Annotated in this window: 18 protein-coding genes and 1 pseudogene; 1 reads left to right on the forward strand and 18 read right to left on the reverse strand. The window is 64.1% G+C overall.

All coding sequences use genetic code 11. The features are described 5' to 3' along the window. Positions 1–111 precede the first annotated feature (111 nt). The 9 genes and pseudogenes from OEG79_RS11350 to selD form a co-directional block, all read right to left on the reverse strand. On the reverse strand, positions 112–2,097 hold the full coding sequence (locus OEG79_RS11350) for a DUF3488 and transglutaminase-like domain-containing protein (protein ID WP_318840801.1): 1,986 nt from the start codon (positions 2,095–2,097) through the stop codon (positions 112–114). After that, complete coding sequence (locus OEG79_RS11355) at positions 2,094–3,047, reverse strand: DUF58 domain-containing protein (RefSeq protein WP_264145128.1); 954 nt, start codon at positions 3,045–3,047, stop codon at positions 2,094–2,096. The genes OEG79_RS11350 and OEG79_RS11355 overlap by 4 nt, the downstream gene beginning before the upstream one ends. Next, positions 3,047–3,964, reverse strand: coding sequence for an AAA family ATPase (locus OEG79_RS11360; protein ID WP_264145129.1), 918 nt, complete (start codon positions 3,962–3,964; stop codon positions 3,047–3,049). Before OEG79_RS11360 ends, OEG79_RS11355 begins: the two co-directional genes overlap by 1 nt. A 95-nt stretch (positions 3,965–4,059) precedes the next feature. Further along, the gene (locus OEG79_RS21285; RefSeq protein ID WP_413247543.1) at positions 4,060–4,935 is read right to left on the reverse strand and encodes a methyl-accepting chemotaxis protein; all 876 of its coding nucleotides are present in this window, start codon (positions 4,933–4,935) and stop codon (positions 4,060–4,062) included. A gap of 30 nt (positions 4,936–4,965) precedes the next feature. Further along, positions 4,966–6,072: pseudogene (locus tag OEG79_RS21290) on the reverse strand (methyl-accepting chemotaxis protein); the annotation flags it as partial. An 82-nt stretch (positions 6,073–6,154) separates the two neighbouring features. Beyond that, a complete protein-coding gene (locus OEG79_RS11370; RefSeq protein ID WP_264145131.1) occupies positions 6,155–6,760 on the reverse strand; it encodes a flavin reductase family protein in 606 nt (201 codons plus the stop codon). After that, the gene (locus OEG79_RS11375) at positions 6,760–7,038 is read right to left on the reverse strand and encodes a hypothetical protein (protein ID WP_264145132.1); all 279 of its coding nucleotides are present in this window, start codon (positions 7,036–7,038) and stop codon (positions 6,760–6,762) included. The genes OEG79_RS11370 and OEG79_RS11375 overlap by 1 nt, the downstream gene beginning before the upstream one ends. A gap of 76 nt (positions 7,039–7,114) precedes the next feature. Further along, positions 7,115–8,212 carry a tRNA 2-selenouridine(34) synthase MnmH gene (gene mnmH / locus OEG79_RS11380; RefSeq protein ID WP_264145133.1) on the reverse strand — a complete coding sequence of 366 codons (1,098 nt, stop codon included), beginning with the start codon at positions 8,210–8,212 and terminating at the stop codon, positions 7,115–7,117. Next, a complete protein-coding gene (gene selD, locus OEG79_RS11385) occupies positions 8,212–9,246 on the reverse strand; it encodes a selenide, water dikinase SelD (protein WP_264145134.1) in 1,035 nt (344 codons plus the stop codon). The genes mnmH and selD overlap by 1 nt, the downstream gene beginning before the upstream one ends. Before the next feature lie 106 nt (positions 9,247–9,352). On the opposite strand from selD, the gene OEG79_RS11390 reads away from it, so the two are divergent. Beyond that, on the forward strand, positions 9,353–10,366 hold the full coding sequence (locus OEG79_RS11390; protein WP_264145135.1) for a patatin-like phospholipase family protein: 1,014 nt from the start codon (positions 9,353–9,355) through the stop codon (positions 10,364–10,366). Here the strand turns inward: OEG79_RS11390 and OEG79_RS11395 are convergent, their stop codons facing one another. The 9 genes from OEG79_RS11395 to OEG79_RS11435 all read right to left on the reverse strand — a co-directional run bounded on the left by OEG79_RS11395 (position 10,367) and on the right by OEG79_RS11435 (position 18,551). After that, positions 10,367–11,437: an AI-2E family transporter gene (locus OEG79_RS11395; protein ID WP_264145136.1), complete on the reverse strand. Its 1,071-nt coding sequence runs from the start codon at positions 11,435–11,437 to the stop codon at positions 10,367–10,369. Between the two features lie 75 nt (positions 11,438–11,512). After that, on the reverse strand, positions 11,513–12,316 hold the full coding sequence (locus tag OEG79_RS11400; RefSeq protein ID WP_264145137.1) for a DUF4892 domain-containing protein: 804 nt from the start codon (positions 12,314–12,316) through the stop codon (positions 11,513–11,515). Positions 12,317–12,455: 139 nt separating this feature from the next. Next, a complete protein-coding gene (locus OEG79_RS11405) occupies positions 12,456–13,319 on the reverse strand; it encodes an alpha/beta hydrolase (protein ID WP_264145138.1) in 864 nt (287 codons plus the stop codon). Then, entirely contained in the window at positions 13,316–14,119 is an 804-nt protein-coding gene (locus tag OEG79_RS11410; protein ID WP_264145139.1) for an alpha/beta fold hydrolase, read from the reverse strand. Before OEG79_RS11410 ends, OEG79_RS11405 begins: the two co-directional genes overlap by 4 nt. Before the next feature lie 250 nt (positions 14,120–14,369). Continuing rightward, the gene (locus OEG79_RS11415) at positions 14,370–14,813 is read right to left on the reverse strand and encodes a hotdog fold thioesterase (RefSeq protein ID WP_264145140.1); all 444 of its coding nucleotides are present in this window, start codon (positions 14,811–14,813) and stop codon (positions 14,370–14,372) included. 54 nt (positions 14,814–14,867) lie between these two features. Beyond that, entirely contained in the window at positions 14,868–16,535 is a 1,668-nt protein-coding gene (locus OEG79_RS11420) for an AMP-binding protein (RefSeq protein ID WP_264145141.1), read from the reverse strand. A 159-nt stretch (positions 16,536–16,694) separates the two neighbouring features. Beyond that, the gene (sixA, locus tag OEG79_RS11425) at positions 16,695–17,153 is read right to left on the reverse strand and encodes a phosphohistidine phosphatase SixA (protein ID WP_264145142.1); all 459 of its coding nucleotides are present in this window, start codon (positions 17,151–17,153) and stop codon (positions 16,695–16,697) included. Continuing rightward, on the reverse strand, positions 17,150–17,497 hold the full coding sequence (locus tag OEG79_RS11430; protein ID WP_264145143.1) for a DUF4389 domain-containing protein: 348 nt from the start codon (positions 17,495–17,497) through the stop codon (positions 17,150–17,152). The genes sixA and OEG79_RS11430 overlap by 4 nt, the downstream gene beginning before the upstream one ends. Positions 17,498–17,528: 31 nt before the next feature. Beyond that, complete coding sequence (locus tag OEG79_RS11435; RefSeq protein WP_264145144.1) at positions 17,529–18,551, reverse strand: NAD(P)H-dependent glycerol-3-phosphate dehydrogenase; 1,023 nt, start codon at positions 18,549–18,551, stop codon at positions 17,529–17,531. Positions 18,552–18,614: the final 63 nt, after the last annotated feature.

The following is an 18,614-nucleotide window of genomic DNA, read 5'->3' on the forward strand; positions in this document are numbered from 1 at the left end:
ACGCATCGTCTGCACAGGGCCAGGCGAAATCGTTCATGATCGTTCCTCCCGAACGATCATCGCTCCCAGCTAATGCCCCGGCCATCGACTCGCACAAGTGACCAAAGGTCGCTAACGCGACGCGCGCCAGGGCAATGCCCGGCGCAAATCGCTCAACGCATGCAGCAACGCCGCACGCGAAGCTGGCTCGCCGGCATAACGCTGCTGCTCGAAGCAACGTGCGAACGCTTCGATCTGCGCTGCCTGCTCAGGCAATTGTCGGGCAGCACGCAGCGCGAAGGAGCGCGCGCCCTCGCCAGGCTCCCGGCGCACGGCATGACTTGCCAGCAAACGCTCGAATTTGCGGAATGCCTGGCGCTGCGGGTCGGCGCGCTGCTGCCAGGGTTTGAGCAACCACAACGCCAGCAGCCCCAGCAACAGTGCCCCCGTTCCCACCAGGCCCAGAGCCAGGCGCTGCCAGTCGAGGCTGCCGAGCCAGCTCTGTAGCAGCTTCATTTGCTGTTCGCCCTGATAGCCCAGTACCCAGCGCTGCCAACCGTAATTGAGGCTCTCCCAGCTCATGCGCAACTGGTTGAGCCAGGCCAGTTCGCGGTAACGCAGCGGCGAGAACGGCTGGTCATCGAGAAAGCCGTCCTCTTCCGACAGGGCCTCTTCAAGACCCCGTTCGATACGTTCGGGGGCGACCTGGAAGGTGGGATCGACACTGCGCCAGCCCTGTCCCGGCTGCCAGTACTCGACCCAGGCGTGTGCATCGAACTGGCGCACCTGGATGTAGTTGCCGTTGGGGTTGAGCTCCCCGCCCTGGTAACCGGCGACAACCCGCGCAGGAATGCCCGCTGCGCGCAGTACGAAGGTCATGGCGCCGGCGTAGTGCGCGCAGAAGCCGCGCCGGGTGTTGAACAGGAAATCGTCGATGCTGTCAGCCCCCAGCGGCTGCGGGCGCAAGGTATAGACGTAGGGTTCACGGTTGAAATGCTGCAGCAATGCCGCCACCAGCTCATCGCTCTGCGGGTACTGCGCCTGCAACTCGGCCGCCCAGGCGCGACTACGGGGGTCGCCCTGCTCGGGCAACTGTAGCGCCAGGCGCAACCCAGGCGGCCTGGCCTGCCCTTCACGCACGGCCTTTGGCCAGGAGCGCACCTGATACAGCATTGGCCGATCCACCGGGCGCAGACGCTGCCAGCGGAAGTCGCTCATCATTCGCCCGCTATCCTGGGCCATCTCGCCGACATCCAGGGCGAACAGCCAGCGCTTGCCACTGGGCTGCATGATGATGCTGTAATCCAGCGGTTCTCCCGCCTTGCTCCATTGCGGCGCTACCGGCACATCGGCGTAAGCGGACTGCGACCAGCGCCGGCCATCGAAGCGCTCCAGCGTCAAGGCCCGCCAGTACAGCTCGGCTCGCGGCGGCACCTCGCCCTCGAAACTGGCACGAAAGGCCAATGCCGAAGACCGGCCAAGCTCGGCGATATCGGCCGGCTCCATGCTGTCCGACAAACCGGTGACACCCTTGTCGCTGGGTAACGGCAACGACCACAACGGTCCCATGCGCGGGAAGAACACGAACAGCAGCACCATCAGCGGTAACGCCTGCAGCATGAGACTGCCAGCCAGACGCAGGGTCGGCCAGGGACGCTCGGCAAAGCCACTGTGCTGCAGGCCGACCAGCGCAGCCAGCAGTGCGGTGACCGGCAGCAGGCTGTAGAGCGCGGCCAGGATGTCGTCCTCGAACAGGTAGGCAGTCACCACACAGAAGAACCCCAGGAAGATCACCACCAGCGCGTCGCGCCGCGAGCGCATCTCCAATAGTTTCAGGGTAAAGGTGGCGATCAGCAGCACCGCTGCTGCGTCCAGCCCTACCAGCGTGCCGCGCGACAGCAGAATGCCGGCCAGTACCAGCAGCACCAGCCCGCCCTTGGCCCAGCCATTGGGATAGCGCGCGCGCATGCGGAAGATCTGCACGCGCCAACCTGCGGCAGCGAGCCACAGGGCAATCATCCACATCGGCAGGTGCACCAGGTGCGGCACGATCACCAGCACCTGAGCCACCAGCAGCCAGATCAGGGCGACCCGCGGAATCCCTGGCAGACGGCTCATGGCTGTGCTCCGAATAGCGCCAGGGCACGCAGACAGGCGTCGCGGTGGCCATCGCCGTAATCCGGGGCGATCACCTGCCCCGGCAGTTGCAGACCGAATGCCTGCTGCCGCTCGGAAAACTGCAGCACCCAGTAGCAGAGCAGCGACAGACGCATTTCGCTGTCACCAGCCAGGCTGTCGAAGTGCAGCCATACATCGCGTCCGCTGAGCATGGCGAAGTCCTTGACCAGCAGACCCTGACCACGCGAATAGGCCTTCCAGTCCAGACGACGCCTCGAGTCACCCGGCTGATAATCGCGCAGCCCCTGGAAATCGTCGGCACCTTGGCCACGGGCACGCATGCCCTCTTCCGCCTCGTCGCCCAGCCCCGCAGACAGCGGCAGATCACCTTCCAGCGGCCGCGGATAGACCAGTACTGCCTGATCCAGATCGACCCAGCTCCAGGCCACCAGCAAACCCAGTGGGAAACGACTTTCCACCCGCAGGCGCTCGGGGCGCAGCCAGCCTCGTCGCATGGCGGGAAGATCCAGGTCCACTTCGGTCTGCCCTTCGAGCGGGACATCGCGCACCACCAGCTCGGCTGGCGGCCAGCCCAGTGCGATGGCCTGGTGCTCGCGCTCGCGACTTTCCAGGCGCACGCGAAAACGCGCCTGCTCGCTGGCGAACACCGCCCCGCCACCTCCCGCCTTGAGCACCAGGCCGGCGAGGTTGCGGTAGGTATGCAGGATGGTGACGATAAATACCGACATCAGCAGGAAGGTCAGCCCATAGGCCAGGCTGTTCTGGTAGTTGATACCAACCAGCAGCATCAGCAGCAACACCACGGCAAACGCACCGCCCACGCGACTGGGCAGAATGAAGATGCGCCGCTGGTTCAGGCGCACGCTGGCTGCCGGCGGAATGCGCCGGGCCAGCCAGCGCCGCCAGAGTGGTTTCAACGCTGCGAGCATCAGAGCGCCGGCACTTCGCGCAGCAGCCATTGCACCAGGCTGCCACCACCATGGCCGGTGGGATCGGCACGCTCGCGCAAGCGATGGCCGACTACCGATGGCAACACCGCCTGCACATCCTCGGGAATCACGTAATCCCGTTCGGCCAGCAGTGCCCAGGCCCTTGCCGCAGCCAGCAGCGCCAGGCTGGCGCGCGGCGACAGGCCCCAGGCGAACTGCGGCTGGCTGCGCGTCGCCTCGACCAGACGCAGCACATAGTCGACCAGGGCATCGCTGGCACGCACCTTGGGCACCTCCGCCTGCAGGCGCGCCAGTTCGGCATGGTCGAGAATCGGTTCGATACGCGGCAACAGATCGCGTCGGGCATCGCCCAGCAACAGGGCGCGCTCGGCTGCCTGCGCCGGATACCCCAGGGACAGCCGCATGAGAAAACGGTCGAGCTGGGATTCGGGCAGAGCGAAGGTACCACCGCTGCTGACCGGGTTCTGCGTGGCGATGACGAAGAACGGATCGGGCAGCGGCCGGGTCGCGCCCTCGATGGTCACCTGACCTTCTTCCATGGCTTCGAGCAGCGCACTCTGGCTCTTGGGGGTGGCGCGGTTGATCTCGTCCGCCAGCACCAGCTCGGCGAAGATCGGCCCCGGATGAAAGACGAACTGCCCGGTGTCCTTGTCGAACACCGAGGTGCCGAGAATGTCGCCAGGCAGCAGGTCGGAGGTGAACTGGATACGCTGGAAGCTCAGCCCCAGCACGCGCGCCAGAGCATGGCTGAGAGTGGTCTTGCCCATGCCCGGCAGGTCTTCGATCAGCAGATGACCACGAGCCAGCAGGCAGGTCAGTGCCAGGCGCACCTGCGCCTCTTTCCCCAACAACACCTGATTGACCGAGTCGAGACAGGCATCGAGTTTGCTTCGCATCGTTCGCTCCTTATGCAGAACGTCGATGCTACTGGGGCGCCGGCATGAGGCATAGCGCTGCGCAAACTTTGCTGACGAATCTGTGAGGCCAGCCGCTATGCCAGTCGAAACTGCCCGGCCATGCCCTGCAGCTCACGGCCCAGTTCGGCCAGCTCGATGCTCGAGGCCGCGGTTTCGTCCATCGCGCTGGCCGACTGGTCGGCAATATCGCGGATCGAGGTGACGCTGCGGTTGATTTCCTCGGCCACGGCCGTCTGCTGCTCGGCCGCCGCGGCAATCTGCTGGTTCATCTCCGAGATCAGGCTCACCGCCTCGGCAATGGCCGTCAGTGCGCCCTCGGTCTGGTTGGCATCGCCTACCGTCAGGCTCACCAGGCTGGCGCTCTGCTCCATATCGGTCACGGCACGGCGGCTGCCTTCGCGCAGGGCGGCGATCAGCGATTCGATCTCTGCCGTGGATTGCTGCGTGCGTTTGGCCAGGGCGCGTACCTCGTCGGCGACCACCGCGAAGCCGCGTCCCTGTTCGCCGGCACGCGCCGCCTCGATTGCCGCGTTGAGCGCCAGCAGGTTGGTCTGCTCGGCGACGCTCTTGATCACATCGAGCACCGCATCGATACGCTGGGTGTCCTGGCTGAGGCGCTGGATGCTCTGCGTGGTGGCGTCCATGGCCTCGGCCAACTGCGCGATGCGCTGCAGGGTCTGGCGCACCACCTGGCTGCCTGCACCGACGCGCTGATCGGCCTGTTCGGTGGAAGCTGCGGCCGCTTCGGCGTTGCGCGCCACCTCGTGCACCGTGGCAGTCATCTCGCTCATCGCGGTGGCGACCTGATCGGTTTCCAGTTTCTGGCCGTTGACGCCCTGCCGCGTCTGCTCGGCGGTCGCCGAAAGCGTCTGGGCCGAGCTGGATATCTGCGCCACCCCGCCCTGCAGGCGCCCGACCATCTCGCGCAGGTTATCGGCCATGCGCTGCATGGCCGCGAGCAACAGGCCGATCTCGTCACGACGATCCTGTTCGATACGCACACTGAGGTCGCCACCAGCGATGGACTCGGCCAGACCGATCACCCGCTTGAGCGGGCGCACGATGGCCAGGCTGATCATGATCGCCGCACCCAGGCCGAACAGCAGGGCCAGGGCAGCGGCCACGATGATCAGGCCGCTGCTGGCCTGACGCTCGGTCCGCATGTTCTGACGCTGGGTTTCCAGGGCCAGATCGACTCGCTGCAGCAGCTGCTCGACCTGGGTGACCAGCTGCTGATAAACCTGTTTCTGTTGCTGCAGCTGGGTGGCGTATTCCTTCAGGCGCTCGTTGAACGAGTCGACGTTGACCACCACCTCGCCGAGCACTGCGGCATAGCCTGGATCATCCAGCTCATCGCGCAACTCGGCGGCCAGTGTCTGAGCCTCACCGGCCTGGGCGATTTCACTCTGCTCACTGGTTTCGTTGCGCCGGCTGGCCTCCAGACGCTGGCGCGCCTGATCCAGCGACTGCAGCAGCAACTGATGGATCTTGCCGACCTTGCCGGCCTGCAACACCGAATCGCCGCCCTGCTCACCCTGAGAGTTCTTGAGCAGATCGACACCATCCTCGGACAGCCCTTCCTGCAGCAGATCCAGACTGTTTGCCGCGCTGACCACCAGCCAGTCGGCAGCCTGCAGGGACAGTTGCATGTTGTCGGTAAGCTCGACATAGCGGGCAAAGGCGCTGCGATAGTCGGCCAGCGCCGGTTCGACCTGCGCCATGATCGCGGCCGTGTCGCTATCGAGTTCGGCCCGCAGGGCCTGCTCGGCCAGCACAATGGCTTCAGCCTGCTCCGCCAGACGCTCGGCGTATTGCCTGTCGCCACTCAAGGCGAACGCCTGCTCGCTCTGGCGCATGCGCAGCACCTGATCCCCAAGGGCGCTCATGCGCTGTTGCAACTCGGCGCCGGCGCTGACCTCGCGCAACGCCAGCAGGCCGGTAGCGGCCACCAGCGCCGTGAGCATCAACACCAGAGCGAAACCCAGCATCAACTTGCTGGCCGTACTCAGACTGGCCAACCGCCTGCCCAATGAGCCACCCATGACAACCCCCTGCCTACCGCAGCCAGCTCCCGAATGATGGAACATAGGAGCGCAACGCTACTGGCGACAAGCCATCAGACGGCAAGATGACTGAAACAGCTAACTGGAAGTCGTTTTCAGAACCGGCTCAGGGACGCTGCATCTGGAACAGGTCCCGAGTGCGGCAGTAGGCACTGCCCCCCAGACGCCCGACCAGATCGAGCTTGAGCGGGTCGAGACGGCCCTGATCGTTGAGTACCGCATCGTCGATATGCGCCAGCAGCACTTCGGCGAAGATCAGATGGCAATTGGGCTGCAGCACCGGATAAGGCTGGATCTGCGCCACGCGGCACTCGAAGGTTATCGGCGCACCGGCGACACGCGGCACATCGATACGCTCGCATGGCTGACTGGCGATGCCGCAATGGGCGAACTCGCTGACCTCGTGAGGCAGGATCGCGGCACTGGCATTCATCGCTTCGGCCTGGGCGTAGCTGACCAGTTGAATCGCCAGTTCGCCGCTGGCCTGGGCATTGCGCAGGCTGTCCTTGAGACTGCCGTCGTCGCGGGTGTTGACGTTCACCAGCAGGGTTGGCGGATTGTCGCTAATCACCTGAAAGAAGCTGAACGGCGCCAGGTTGGCCACACCATCGACCGAACGGGTCGAGACCCAGGCAATGGGCCGCGGAGTGACGCTGGAAGCCAGCCAGCGATAAGCCTCGAGCGGGCTCAGATCGGCGAAATCGAGCTGCATCAACGCCCCGCTCGTGATTCGCGGATATAGAAGCGGGCACGTTCAGCCTTGCTGGTGCAGCCTTCGTAGGCTTCGAACTGCTGTTGGGTCTTGGCAGCGGTGAGCAGCGAGAGTGCCTTGGAATAACTGACGGTACCGGCGAAACCTTCGGCCTCGGCGATGTTCAGCTCCTTCCAGGCGGCATCCAGCTGGTTGGCGCAGGTCTCGCGGTAAACGGTCTTGCCGGCGCAGCCGGTAAGGGCCACCGCAAGCAGCGGCAAACAGATCCAGTGTTTCATCGACCACACTCCTCGAAGGGATATGACTACGGGTTGGCCCAGTCTATGACGCTACGGCAGAGCGAAAGTGCCCGCTTCACCCGCCGTTTCGCCTGCGCAGGTATTCCACCACGGCCTGCTGTTCGCCGGCGAACTCTATGCGCCCGGACTTGCTCTCGCGCTGGAACACATACATGGGGTCGTAGTACTCGACCAGCAGAGCCTCGATCCAGCCTCGATGCGTGTCCACCTGGCCATCACGCTGCTCCTGCAGGGCCTGCTCCATGATCGCGGCCAGACGCTGATAACGCTCGCCGCCCAGACGGCGGGTGATGTTGGCCAGACTTTCGCGCAGGCGCGCGGCGAATGCAATGAAACCCGCCTCCTCACCCTGAGCCGCAACGAACTCGGCACACAGCTCCACCACATAGGCCTGCAGAATGCGCTCCACGCGATTGGCCACGCTGTCTTCCAGCCACACCAGCGGATGGTCCTGCATCGCCTGGTGCAGCGGCAGCGGCAGTGAACAGCGGCCGATCAGGCGGGCCTCGTCCTCCAGCACGAACTGCTGCTGCCCCGCGGCACGGCGCTTGAGAAAATCGATGGCCAGGGCATTCTCGAAATCGATCTGCGCCGGCTGGCCGCTGGCACGCTTGCCGAAGCTGGAACCGCGATGATTGGCGTGCGCCTCCAGGTCCACGGCGTTGTCGAGCCGCCCGAGCACCTCGGTCTTGCCGGTACCGGTCATCCCGCCAACCAGCACGAAGTCACACTCCTGCACCGCCTCCTCGGTGGTCTGCAGGAGGAAGTTGCGCATGGCCTTGTAGCCGCCGACCACGCGCGGATAATCGATGCCTGCCTCAGTCTTCAGCCACTGCTGAACGATCTGCGAGCGCAGGCCACCGCGGAAGCAGTACAGATAGCCCTCGGGATAGGCCTTGGCGAAGCTCGCCCAGGCCTCGATACGCTCGGCCTTTGTGCGGCCACTGACCAGCTGGTGGCCGAGTTCGATGGCGGCCTGCTGGCCGTGCTGCTTGTAGCAGGTGCCGACCTTCTGCCGTTCGCTATCGGTCATCAGCGGCAGGTTGATCACCCCGGGGAAGGCGCCCTTGTGGAATTCGACCGGGGCACGGGTATCCATCATCGCCCGATCATTCAGGAACAGATCGCGGTAGTCGGTGCAGTCATCGCGCATCAGAGCACCTCAACCGCGTAACGCTGTCGCTCGACCATCTCGCCGATGGGCTCCAGCGCAAGTCCCAGCTCGGCGGCCACGGCGAGGAACTCGGCTTCACCCTCTGGCGCCACGGCAATCAGCAGGCCGCCACTGGTCTGCGGGTCGCACAGCAGCAGCTTGGCCAGTTCCGGTAGTGGCGCGATCCTGTCGCCGTAACTGTCGAAGTTGCGCAAGGTGCCACCGGGCACACAGCCCTGCTCGAGGTAATACTCGACGCTGTCCAGACGCGGCACACGTGCGAACTCGATGCGAGCGCTGAGGCCACTGCCATCGGCCATCTCCACCAGATGGCCCAGCAGGCCGAACCCGGTCACGTCGGTCATCGCACGCACCCCGGCAAGCTTGCTAAAGCGGCTGCCGGGCTTGTTCAGGGTACACATCCAGTCACGCGCCAGGCCGATGTCCGCGTCGCGCAGCTTGGCCTTCTTCTCCGCCGTGGTGAGGATGCCGATGCCCAGCGGCTTGCTCAGATAAAGCTTGCAACCAGCAGTGGCGGTGTCGTTGCGCTTCATGTCGGCCTTGCTCACCAGCCCCGTCACGGCAAGACCGAAAATCGGTTCAGGGGCGTCGATCGAATGGCCGCCTGCCAGCGGGATACCGGCTTCGTCGCACACCGCACGGCCACCGCGGATCACCTCGCGGGCCACTTCGGGTGCCAATACGTTGACCGGCCAGCCGAGGATGGCAATGGCCATCAGCGGATCACCGCCCATGGCGTAAATGTCGCTGATGGCATTGGTGGCGGCGATGCGGCCGAAATCGTAGGGGTCATCGACGATCGGCATGAAGAAATCGGTGGTGGAAACCACGCCGCGCTCCTCATCGATCGCGTAGACCGCCGCGTCATCACGCGAGGCATTGCCCACCCAGAGCCTGGGATCGAGATTCTGGGCACCGCTGCCAGCGAGGATCACCTCGAGCACCTTCGGTGAAATCTTGCAGCCGCAACCGGCCCCGTGGCTGTACTGGGTCAAACGAATGGGTTCGCTCATGGTTTCACTCTCACCGCGATAACTGGCGGCGGATTCTAGCAAAGACTGGCTTGGCTCGGCCCAATTGCCCGAGTAAGGTCGAAGTCAGACAGGGGGAGAACCGCAAATGAGCAAGAAAGTGGCACTGGTTCTGGGTTCAGGGGGTGCGCGCGGCTATGCGCACATCGGCGTGATCGAGGAACTGCAGGAGCGAGGATACGAAATCGGCTGTATCGCCGGCTGTTCGATGGGCGCAGTGGTCGGTGGTATCTTCGCTGCGGGCAAGCTGCGAGAATACCGCGAATGGACGGAAAGCCTGGACTACCTCGATGTACTGCGCCTGCTCGACGTCAGCTTCCGTCTTGGCGCCATCCGCGGCGAGCGGGTGTTCGGGCGGATTCAGGAGATCGTCGGCGACGTGGATATCGAAAACCTCGACATCCCCTTCACTGCAGTCGCCACCGACCTCACCAACCAGCAGGAAATCTGGTTCCAGGAAGGTTGCCTGCATCAGGCGATGCGGGCCTCGGCCGCGATTCCGAGTCTGTTCACACCGGTCATCCAGGGCAAGCGCATGCTGGTCGACGGCGGCCTGCTCAATCCGCTGCCGATCGTGCCGGTGGTGTCCAGTCATTGCGACCTGATCATCGCGGTGAACCTCAATGCCACCAACCAGAACCACTACCAGCTGCCGGTGGTCGAGCGCCCCGCCGCTCTCAAGGGCCGCATTGATCAGCTGATGACCTCGCTCGGCTCTCACCTGCCGAGCTTTCGCCGCAAGAGCGAGGACGAGAGTTTGCTGATTGCCGAAGAACAGCAGTTTGCCGATGACGTCAGCCCGGCTGCAGCACCAGCCGCCAGGGGCGATCATGAGGACGCCGCGCCGAAATCCGCGAGTGGTTCGCGAGTCGCCGAATTCAGCGGGCCGGCGTCGTTGCTAGAGCTGGTCAACCAGAGCTTCGAGGTGATGCAGACCTCGCTGGCGCAATACAAGATCGCCGGCTATCCGCCAGACATTCTGATCAACGTGCCCAAGCGCGCCTGCCGCTTCTTCGAGTTCTACAAGGCGCCGGAGCTGATCATGCTGGGTCGGCAGATTGCCCGCGACACCCTGGACAGATATGAGAACGAGCTCGACTGATCAGCCGCGCGGCTCCTCGTCAGGCTCGGCAGTCTTGACCTGCGCCTTGTCCGACACCCAGTCGCTGAGCAAGCTGTAGGCCACCGCCAGCAAGGTCGGGCCAAGAAACAGGCCCATGAAGCCGAAGGCGAGGATGCCGCCGAACACGCCCAGCAACACCACTACCAGCGGCAGGTTGCCACCTCGACTGATCAGGTAGGGTTTGAGGATGTTGTCCACCCCGCTGATGATGAAGAACCCCCAGATGCCGAGGAAGATCGCCATACCGATCTCCCCCTGCCATACCAGCCAGGCCACGGCCGGGCCCCAGATCAGCGGTGGAATCATGATGAAGCTGCAGGCGAAGGTCAGCAGGCCGAGCAGCAGAGCGCCCGGCACTCCGGCGATGACGAAGCCGATGTAGGCCAGCACGGCCTGCGCTGCGGCGGTACCGATCACGCCGTTGACCACGCGCTGCACGGTGCCTGCGACCAGCTCCAGGTAATGATCGGCCCGCTCGCCGATCAGCCGCTCCAGCAGGCTGTGTACGAACATCGCCAGGCGCGGCCCGTCGCGGTAGAAGAAGAACACCAGCACAAGACTCAGGGCCAGCTCGACCATGCCGCCACCGATCTTTGCGCTGCGCGCCACCAGCCAGTTGCCGACCTGCCCCAGGTACGGGCGCAAGGTCTCGAAGAAGGCTGCCCCCTGCTGGTCGACGGTGCGCCACGACTCGAACAGCCAATTGCCGATCAGCGGAACGCTTTCCAGCCAGTCCGGCGCCGGCGGCAACCCTTCCACCTGCAGATCCCTGATCAGCGCATTGGCGTCCTTGATGTGATCGGCCAGGTTGAAGCCCAGCCACACCAGCGGCACCGCCACCATGATCACCCAGACACCGGTCAGGATGCCCGCAGCCAATGACAGGCGCCCGTTGAGCAGTTGCGTGAGCAGGCGCATCAGTGGCCAACTGGCAAAGGCCAGCACGGCGGCCCAGAACAGCGCCGACCAGAATGGCGCCAGCACCCAGAGGCTGGCTGCCAGGAGGCCCAGCAGGAGAATCTGCACCAGCAGACGATCATTAGTGGCCATCGAGCGAAACTCCCTTCGACGAAACGACAGAGCGCCCATACGGGCGCTCTGCTACAGGTGATTGCGAGTGCCAGCTTAACGCAGCAGTTGCACGCTCAGTGTTTCATCCGAACGCTCGCCCAGTTCCAGGCGAGCTTCGCGTACTCGCTGCCCGATCAGCGCCTCGCGCCAGGCGTCAGCCTGGCTGCCGCTCAGGCTGACGCGCAAGGTGCTGTCGAGGTTCAGGCTGCGTGCCAGCACTTCCACCCAGGCGCTGTCGGCCCTGGCCTCGTCGGGCAACTTCAACTGCCCATCGGTACGTAGCTGGCGCAGCAGGGTCGCGGACGTTGGCAGCAACACGCCCAGCGGCGCTTCGGCATCCAGCTGCTCGGCATGCAGATAGGCTCGGCGGTTGCCACGGGTGATGCTGTAGAGCGCCAGCAGGCTTTCATGGTTGGGCTCGGCCAGGCGCAACAGCGCATAGGCCTGCTGTTCGTCGGAGCCATACAGCGTGGCATTGCCGAACACCGCATTGGCCCACAGGTTGCTCGCGCCACACTCGCGCCCCTGGCACCAGTAGAGCAGTTCGGCGCCCTGCTCCAGCAGCGCTTCCCGGGCTGCGGTAAACACCTGATCGGCGCTGTGGGTACGCGGCAGTTCGTAGGTCACCGCCGTGTGCTCGCCCTGTACCAGAATCTCGCGCTCGTAACGCAAGCGCCCGCTGATACGGCGAATCGAGCCCTGCGGGTAGATGCGCTCGGCATCGGGCGCCTGTTTGAACGCAACGATATGGCTGGCAGGAAAGCGTGGCAAAACCTCGAGATCACGGCTGCCCGGAAGATCGGCCGCCAGCGCGGCAGCGCTGCAGAGAGTGGCCAGCGCTGCGAAGAACAGCTTCATGCGCCCCGTCATCGGGAGGAACCCTGTTGCAGGGAAGTGGCGGGCGAGCTAGCGAAGCAGTGAACGGCAACGTTGAACGGGTCGATCATGCGATCCTCCATGGCAGACCGCCACACCTTTCCCCACGGCTGCAGGCAAGTCAAGAAATGCGCAGGAATGGATTGAAACAATCCGCTACACGTTGCGCGCCCGCCTCGTCATCCAGATGCAGATGATGGCCACCCGGCAGACGGTGAATCTCGAACGGCAAATCGTGCAACAGCGCCTGCACCGCCGGCTGCGCGCCCATCATGCCCTGCTCCGCCAATACCAGGCTCACCGGGCAGCGCAGCGCACGTACGAATGCCTGGGCATGTGCCCAGCTCAGGCGCAGCGGTGACGGCAATGTCAGACTACTGTCGGTGCGCCAGGTATAACCGCCCGGTACCGGCATCAGGCCGCGCTGAGCGAGCAATTCGGCCGCCTCACGGCTGACTGCACCGACGCCTTTCATACGTGCCTCGACTGCTCGCGACATTTCGGCATACACCGGCTTGCGCTTGTCGCTGAGCGCCTGCCTGGCACGCAACGCCTCGCCCAGCTTGGCCGGGGCCTGGTCGGCTTCGCCCGTGTAAGGCACCAGGCCGTCGATCAGCGCCAGACGCGCGATTCGCTCGGGCATCGCCCCCGCCAGCAACACTGCGGTAATCGCCCCCATGGAGTGACCGAGAATGGAAAACCGCTGCCAGCCAAACTGCTCGGCGACCTGCAGCACGTCAAAGACGTAGTCCCACAGCGCATAACCGGCGCCAGGCGGACGGTGATCGGAGTGGCCATGCCCGGCGAAATCCAGAGCGACGATGCGCAGTCCCTCCAGTTTCGGCGCCAGTCGCGCAAAACTTGCTGCATTATCCAGCCAGCCGTGCAGGGCCAGTACCGGCACACCGTCCTCCGGCCCGTAGAGATGCGCCGCCAGTTCGATATGCGGCAGACTCAGACGAACTTCCTCGAAAGCTGCATTCATGCGCTTTGCTCCTGGTGGGTACCCCAGCGGATGAACAGCTGGCGCAGCAGATCGGCGGTGGCCTGCGGGCGTTCCAGCGGAAACATGTGGCCGCCCGGCAGGTGGTGGTATTCCGCGCGCGGCATGCGATTGAGCAAACGCGCATGATGCGGCAGCACCACACGGCTGTGACGCCCGCGCACCATCGCCAGCGGTACCGCCAGCTGCTGCGGCCGGCCCGGTGAGGTATGCGGCACGCTGCGATAGATGCTGATCTCGGTGGCGGGATCGAATTTCAAGCGCAGCCCCTGCGCCCCTGCTTGCAGACCGTGACTGACATAGGCGTCCAGACAGTCCGGATCGAAACGCCGGAACAGGCTCTTGCCGGCGAAATAGCGACGCGCCTCGTCCAGATCCTCGAACGCCTCGCGTCGCCCCAGGGTACGCCCGGCCGGGGTGATGCGATCGATGAAACCGAAGCGTTTGGCGGCACGGATCACCATGCGGTCGACCAGGGTCAGCACCGGTGAGTCCAGCATCACCACTCCACGGTAAAGCTCGGGGCGGAGCAAGGCGGCGTGATAGTGCAGCACGCCGCCAAGAGAATGACCGACGCCCCAGACCGGAGTGCCTCTACCCTCCAGGTGATGGATCAGCTCGTCGACCAGGTTGGACCAGTTGTCATTGACCGGAAAGCGCGGGTCGTGGCCATGCTGCGGCAAATGCTGCACCTGAAAATCCGGTGCCAGCGCCGCGAACAGCTTGCCGTAGGTGGCAGACGGGAAGCCGTTGGCATGGGCGAAGAAGATCGGCTGCGGCATGCATCACACCCGAAAAGCGAATATTCCGGGATTCTCCGGCAGCCACCGGCCTGCGGCAATGATCGTAATTGCCATTGATGGCGACTCAATGGTCAGGGCTATGGCTGCGGATGATCGCCGTAGGCATTGCTGCTCCGGCCTCGGGCAGCGAACGCCGGGCAAACGCCTCTGAATGCGAGCGACGGGGCTGGCCCACACGCGAGCTGCAGCGCCGTGCCCCGATATCCCGGATGAAACTACAGGCAGAGGTTCAGAGCTTTGGTGGCTGATCACCCAGCGGCACGATGGCCATGGTCAACCGTGAAATGCAGCTGGCCTTGCCATCATCGCCGCTGAGGCGAATATCCCAGACGTGCGTGGTACGCCCCAGATGCACGGGCCGGGCCACAGCATGCACACGTCCGCTGCGCAGACCGCGCAGGTGATTGGCGTTGACCTCCAGCCCCACGCAATAGAAGCGGCTGCTATCGATGCACAGGTAGCTGGCGGTCGAGCCGAGGGTTTCCGCCAGCACCACCGATGCGCCTCCGTGCAGCAGACCGTAGGGCTGATGGGTGCGCGAATCGATCACCATGCTGGCGCTGAGCGATTCGTCGTCGAAGGACTCGAAACGGATGTCCAGCACCTCACCGATGCTGTTCTTGAGGGTTGCGTTCAGTGCATCGATATCCGGCGTTCGTTGCCACAGTCCCATGGAAGCGTTCCTTGTGCGTTGCAAGACAGGGCCGGGCTGTCCGGCCCGTTCACCTCAGTCGTGCCACAGCACCGCTTCGCTGCGTTGCTGCCACTCGGCGAAGCGCTCGCCATAGGTGCCTTCGATCACCGCGCGCTTGATCTTCAGGGTCGGAGTGAGGAAACCGTTCTCCACTGCCCAGACCTCCTTGACCATCACCAGCCCCTGCAGGCGCTCATGCTGATCGAGACGGCCATTGACCTCGTCAAGCAGCGCCTTGAGGCTGCTTTCCAGCTCATTACGGCTGTCATTGGCCGCTTCCTGTCGCCCGACATCAGACAGCACGCATAGCGCGATGGGTTGCGGCAGGCCATCGCCCACCACGCAAACCTGCTCGATACGCGAGTGCTCGCCGATGCGGTTCTCGATGGGGGCCGGGGCCACATACTTGCCCTTGCTGGTCTTGAAGATTTCCTTGAGGCGCCCGGTGAGGCGCAGGTTGCCTTCGGCATCCTGCTCGCCCTTGTCGCCGGTACGCAGGAAACCATCGTCGGTCAGGGTCTCGGCGGTCTTCACCGGGTCCTTGTAGTAACCCTGCATGGTCGCACCACTGCGCACCTGAACTTCACCATCCTCCGCGATGCGCACTTCGACCCCCGGGTTGTTCTGGCCGATCCAGCCCTGCTTGAACTTGCCGGGCCGGCAGACATGGGAGTAACCACAGTTCTCGGTCATGCCATAGACCTCTTGGATCTCCATGCCCAGACGGCGATACCAGTTGAGCAGCGCTTCGGGCACCGGTGCAGCGCCGGACAGCGCGTAACGAATGGCGTCCAGACCGAGCCCGACGAGGACCTTGCGACCGATGAAACGGCCTATGATCGGCAGGCGCAGCAGGCGATCCAGCTTCTGCGCCGGCATTTTGCTGTACACGCCCATCTGGAACTTGGTCCAGATACGCGGCACACCGAACATCACGGTCGGCCGCGCGCGCTTGAGGTCTTCGAGGAAGGTATCAAGGCTCTCGGCAAAGAAGACCGTCTGCCCGGCGTAGATCGATGCCAGCTCGATGAACATGCGCTCGGCCACGTGGCACAGCGGCAGATAGGAGATGAGCCGGTCGTCCTCGCCTACCCCGAACAGGGCGACAGCGTTGCTGGCGGCAAAGCCGAAGTTCGAGAAGTTGTGCATCACACCCTTGGGCGTGCCGGTGGTACCGGAGGTGTAGATGATGGTCGCCAGCTGATTGGCAGCAGGCTTCGGATCATCCTGGATCGGCGCGCTGCGCTGCAGGTCATCCCAGCTGTAGTCGAAGCGGCCAACCGGATGCAGAGGCAAGCTGATGGTCGGCATGCCTTGCGGCAACCCCGGCACCATCGAGTCCCAGGCGTCGAGCTTGCCGACGAAGGCCAGGGCCGTCTCCGAATGCTCCAGCACCTGGCGCATGGAATCGGCAGTAAGGTTGGGATACAGCGGTACCGAGACGTGGCCCGCCATCCAGATCGCCAGATCGGCCACGATCCAGTGCGCGCAGTTCTTGGAAATGATCGCTATACGACTGCCCGGCGGCAGTTCGCGGCTACGCAACCAGTTCGCCGCACGACGGGCCTGCTCGCCCACATCGGCCCAGCTCAGCTCCAGAAGCTGCCCGCCCCCCAGAGGTTGCACCATGTAGCGTTTGTTCGGGTGCCTTGCTTCACGTTCGTAAAACAGCTCTAGCGGCAAACGGATTGCATCAGCCACAGGGCTTCCTCCTTTGTTGTTTTTGTAGGAATCAACCAAGCACTTGCTTGGTTGACTATTCCACGCAGACAAAAGAGGTGCAAGTTAAGAAATGTTTCTCGCCTGAAAAACCTCCCCGACCAGCACTACATCGTGAGGCAGAACGCTACAGGCGCAAGCTCAACGCGGATGGATCAGCGCCAGCAGCTCCATCAGACCTGCAGCCGGGATATCCCCTTCCAGTTCCGCCAGGCTGGCAGTGCGCATAGGCAGCGGCTCCTGACGATGGCCATGCACCAGCAACCCACCCAGCGCGCCGATCAGCGGCTGATGGCTGACCAGCAGCACCTCGGCCCCTTCGCGTTCATCGAGAAACTTCAGCACTTCACGCGGATCACTGTCCGGCGTCAGCCAGGGCACGGTAGTGACCGAACCGGTGAATCCCAGCGCGTCACGCACCAGCTCCGCCGTCTGCTGGGCCCGCACGTACGGACTGGCAATGATGGCAGTCAGGGGCCGACCGGAAAGCTGCGCGGCGGCTTGCTGCACCTCCTTGTGACCGTGGCCGGTGAGCTCGCGGGCAGCATCGCTCGCCGCCTGCGGCTCGGCCTCGCCATGGCGCAGCAGCCACAGTCTCACAGCTTGGGCTCCTCGTCGCGCACCGGATGTGGCGCCGGCGGAATGTCATGGGCAGTTTCACCTTCGGGGGCGCGAGGCGTCGGCCAATCGGCGAAGGGCCAGGGCTTCTCATCGGTATTGAAGGTGCCGAAACGCCCGATCTGCGCCAGGTACTGGCTGAGACTGTCGCCAAAACCCAGCAGGCCGGCATTCGGCGCGCCGTAGAACAGGCGGTAACCCAATTGCAGCAGCACCACGGCGCCGAGCAGCAGCTCGGCCAGCTGCCAGACGATTACGAAAATCACCATCCACAGAATGCGCAGCACAATCGACTCGCGTTCCAGTTCCTGTTTCTCATCGCTCATGCTTCGCTCTCCTTCTAATTGGCTGCCAGGTTCAGAAACCCGCGGTAGGAATGAAATCGACGTCGGTCTTGGGCTCTCCGCGCATCAGCAACTCGATGACCTGAGTCAGCGTACGCCCTTCGAAAAGGACGGCATGCAGGCCCGCGACCAGCGGCATGTAGACATCAAGCTCCTCGGCACGCGCCTTGAGTACCTTCAGGGTATTGACCCCCTCGGCAACTTCGCCCAGGCGCTGCACCGCCTCTTCCAGGCTGAGGCCCTCGCCCAGGGCGAAACCCACCTGATAGTTGCGGCTCTTGGGTGACGAGCAGGTGACGATCAGGTCGCCGACACCGGCCAGGCCGAGAAAGGTCATCGGATTTGCGCCGAGTTTGACCGCGAACCGGGTCATTTCTGCCAGCGCACGCGTGATCAGCATGCTCTTGGTGTTCTCCCCCATACCCAGGGCGGCGGCCATGCCGGACATGATGGCGTAGACGTTCTTCAGCGCTCCGCCGAGTTCGACGCCAAAACGGTCGGCACTGGCGTAAACACGGAAGGTGCGGCCATGCAGGGCCTGCTGCACACGCTGGCACAGCTGCTCATCTTCGCTGGCGATCACCGTCGCGGTCAGCGCATGATCGGCCACTTCCTTGGCCAGGTTCGGCCCGGACAGTACGCCGATGCGCGCATCGGGGGCAATCTCCTCGAGAATCTGGCTCATCAGCTTGAAGGTTTTGGCTTCGATACCCTTGGTCGTGCTGATCAGCATCTTGCCCGCCAACAGCCCGGCAACTGGTTGCAGGGCATCGCGCAGGGCGCTGGAAGGCAGTGCCACCAGCACCAGCTCGGCCTGCTGCAGTGCAGCAGCAAGATCGCAGGTTGGCTCGATGCCACTGTGCAGCTTGACCCCCTTCAGGTAACGCGGATTCTCGCCACTCTGGCGCATCTGCTCGGCCTGCTCGGGATCGCGCATCCATTGCAGGACGCGCTGGCCGTTCTCCGCCAGCAGGTTGGCCAGGGCGGTACCGAAGCTGCCGCCGCCGAGGACGGCAATGGGTTGGAGCTGTGTCATAGGTCTTCCGAATAAGGCCATGCGTGATGGCGGTCTGCGGGCATTATACGGAGCCGAGAGTAG

It is taken from the genome of Pseudomonas sp. Z8(2022), from assembly GCF_025837155.1.
GTDB lineage: Bacteria > Pseudomonadota > Gammaproteobacteria > Pseudomonadales > Pseudomonadaceae > Aquipseudomonas.

Excerpts from the sequence above, each read along its gene's own strand:
- OEG79_RS11360 (WP_264145129.1), bottom strand. The coding sequence starts at position 3,964 with ATGCGAAGCAAACTCGATGCCTGTCTCGACTCGGTCAATCAGGTGTTG.
- OEG79_RS11435 (WP_264145144.1), bottom strand. The coding sequence starts at position 18,551 with ATGACACAGCTCCAACCCATTGCCGTCCTCGGCGGCGGCAGCTTCGGT.
- OEG79_RS11370 (WP_264145131.1), bottom strand. The coding sequence starts at position 6,760 with ATGCAGCTCGATTTCGCCGATCTGAGCCCGCTCGAGGCTTATCGCTGG.
- OEG79_RS11375 (WP_264145132.1), bottom strand. The coding sequence starts at position 7,038 with ATGAAACACTGGATCTGTTTGCCGCTGCTTGCGGTGGCCCTTACCGGC.
- OEG79_RS11395 (WP_264145136.1), bottom strand. The coding sequence starts at position 11,437 with ATGGCCACTAATGATCGTCTGCTGGTGCAGATTCTCCTGCTGGGCCTC.
- OEG79_RS11390 (WP_264145135.1), top strand. The coding sequence starts at position 9,353 with ATGAGCAAGAAAGTGGCACTGGTTCTGGGTTCAGGGGGTGCGCGCGGC.
- OEG79_RS11430 (WP_264145143.1), bottom strand. The coding sequence starts at position 17,497 with ATGAGCGATGAGAAACAGGAACTGGAACGCGAGTCGATTGTGCTGCGC.
- OEG79_RS11355 (WP_264145128.1), bottom strand. The coding sequence starts at position 3,047 with ATGCTCGCAGCGTTGAAACCACTCTGGCGGCGCTGGCTGGCCCGGCGC.
- OEG79_RS21285 (WP_413247543.1), bottom strand. The coding sequence starts at position 4,935 with ATGCAGCGCATGGCCGATAACCTGCGCGAGATGGTCGGGCGCCTGCAG.
- OEG79_RS11410 (WP_264145139.1), bottom strand. The coding sequence starts at position 14,119 with ATGCCGCAGCCGATCTTCTTCGCCCATGCCAACGGCTTCCCGTCTGCC.
- OEG79_RS11405 (WP_264145138.1), bottom strand. The coding sequence starts at position 13,319 with ATGAATGCAGCTTTCGAGGAAGTTCGTCTGAGTCTGCCGCATATCGAA.
- selD (WP_264145134.1), bottom strand. The coding sequence starts at position 9,246 with ATGAGCGAACCCATTCGTTTGACCCAGTACAGCCACGGGGCCGGTTGC.
- OEG79_RS11350 (WP_318840801.1), bottom strand. The coding sequence starts at position 2,097 with ATGAGCCGTCTGCCAGGGATTCCGCGGGTCGCCCTGATCTGGCTGCTG.
- mnmH (WP_264145133.1), bottom strand. The coding sequence starts at position 8,212 with ATGCGCGATGACTGCACCGACTACCGCGATCTGTTCCTGAATGATCGG.
- OEG79_RS11415 (WP_264145140.1), bottom strand. The coding sequence starts at position 14,813 with ATGGGACTGTGGCAACGAACGCCGGATATCGATGCACTGAACGCAACC.
- OEG79_RS11400 (WP_264145137.1), bottom strand. The coding sequence starts at position 12,316 with ATGAAGCTGTTCTTCGCAGCGCTGGCCACTCTCTGCAGCGCTGCCGCG.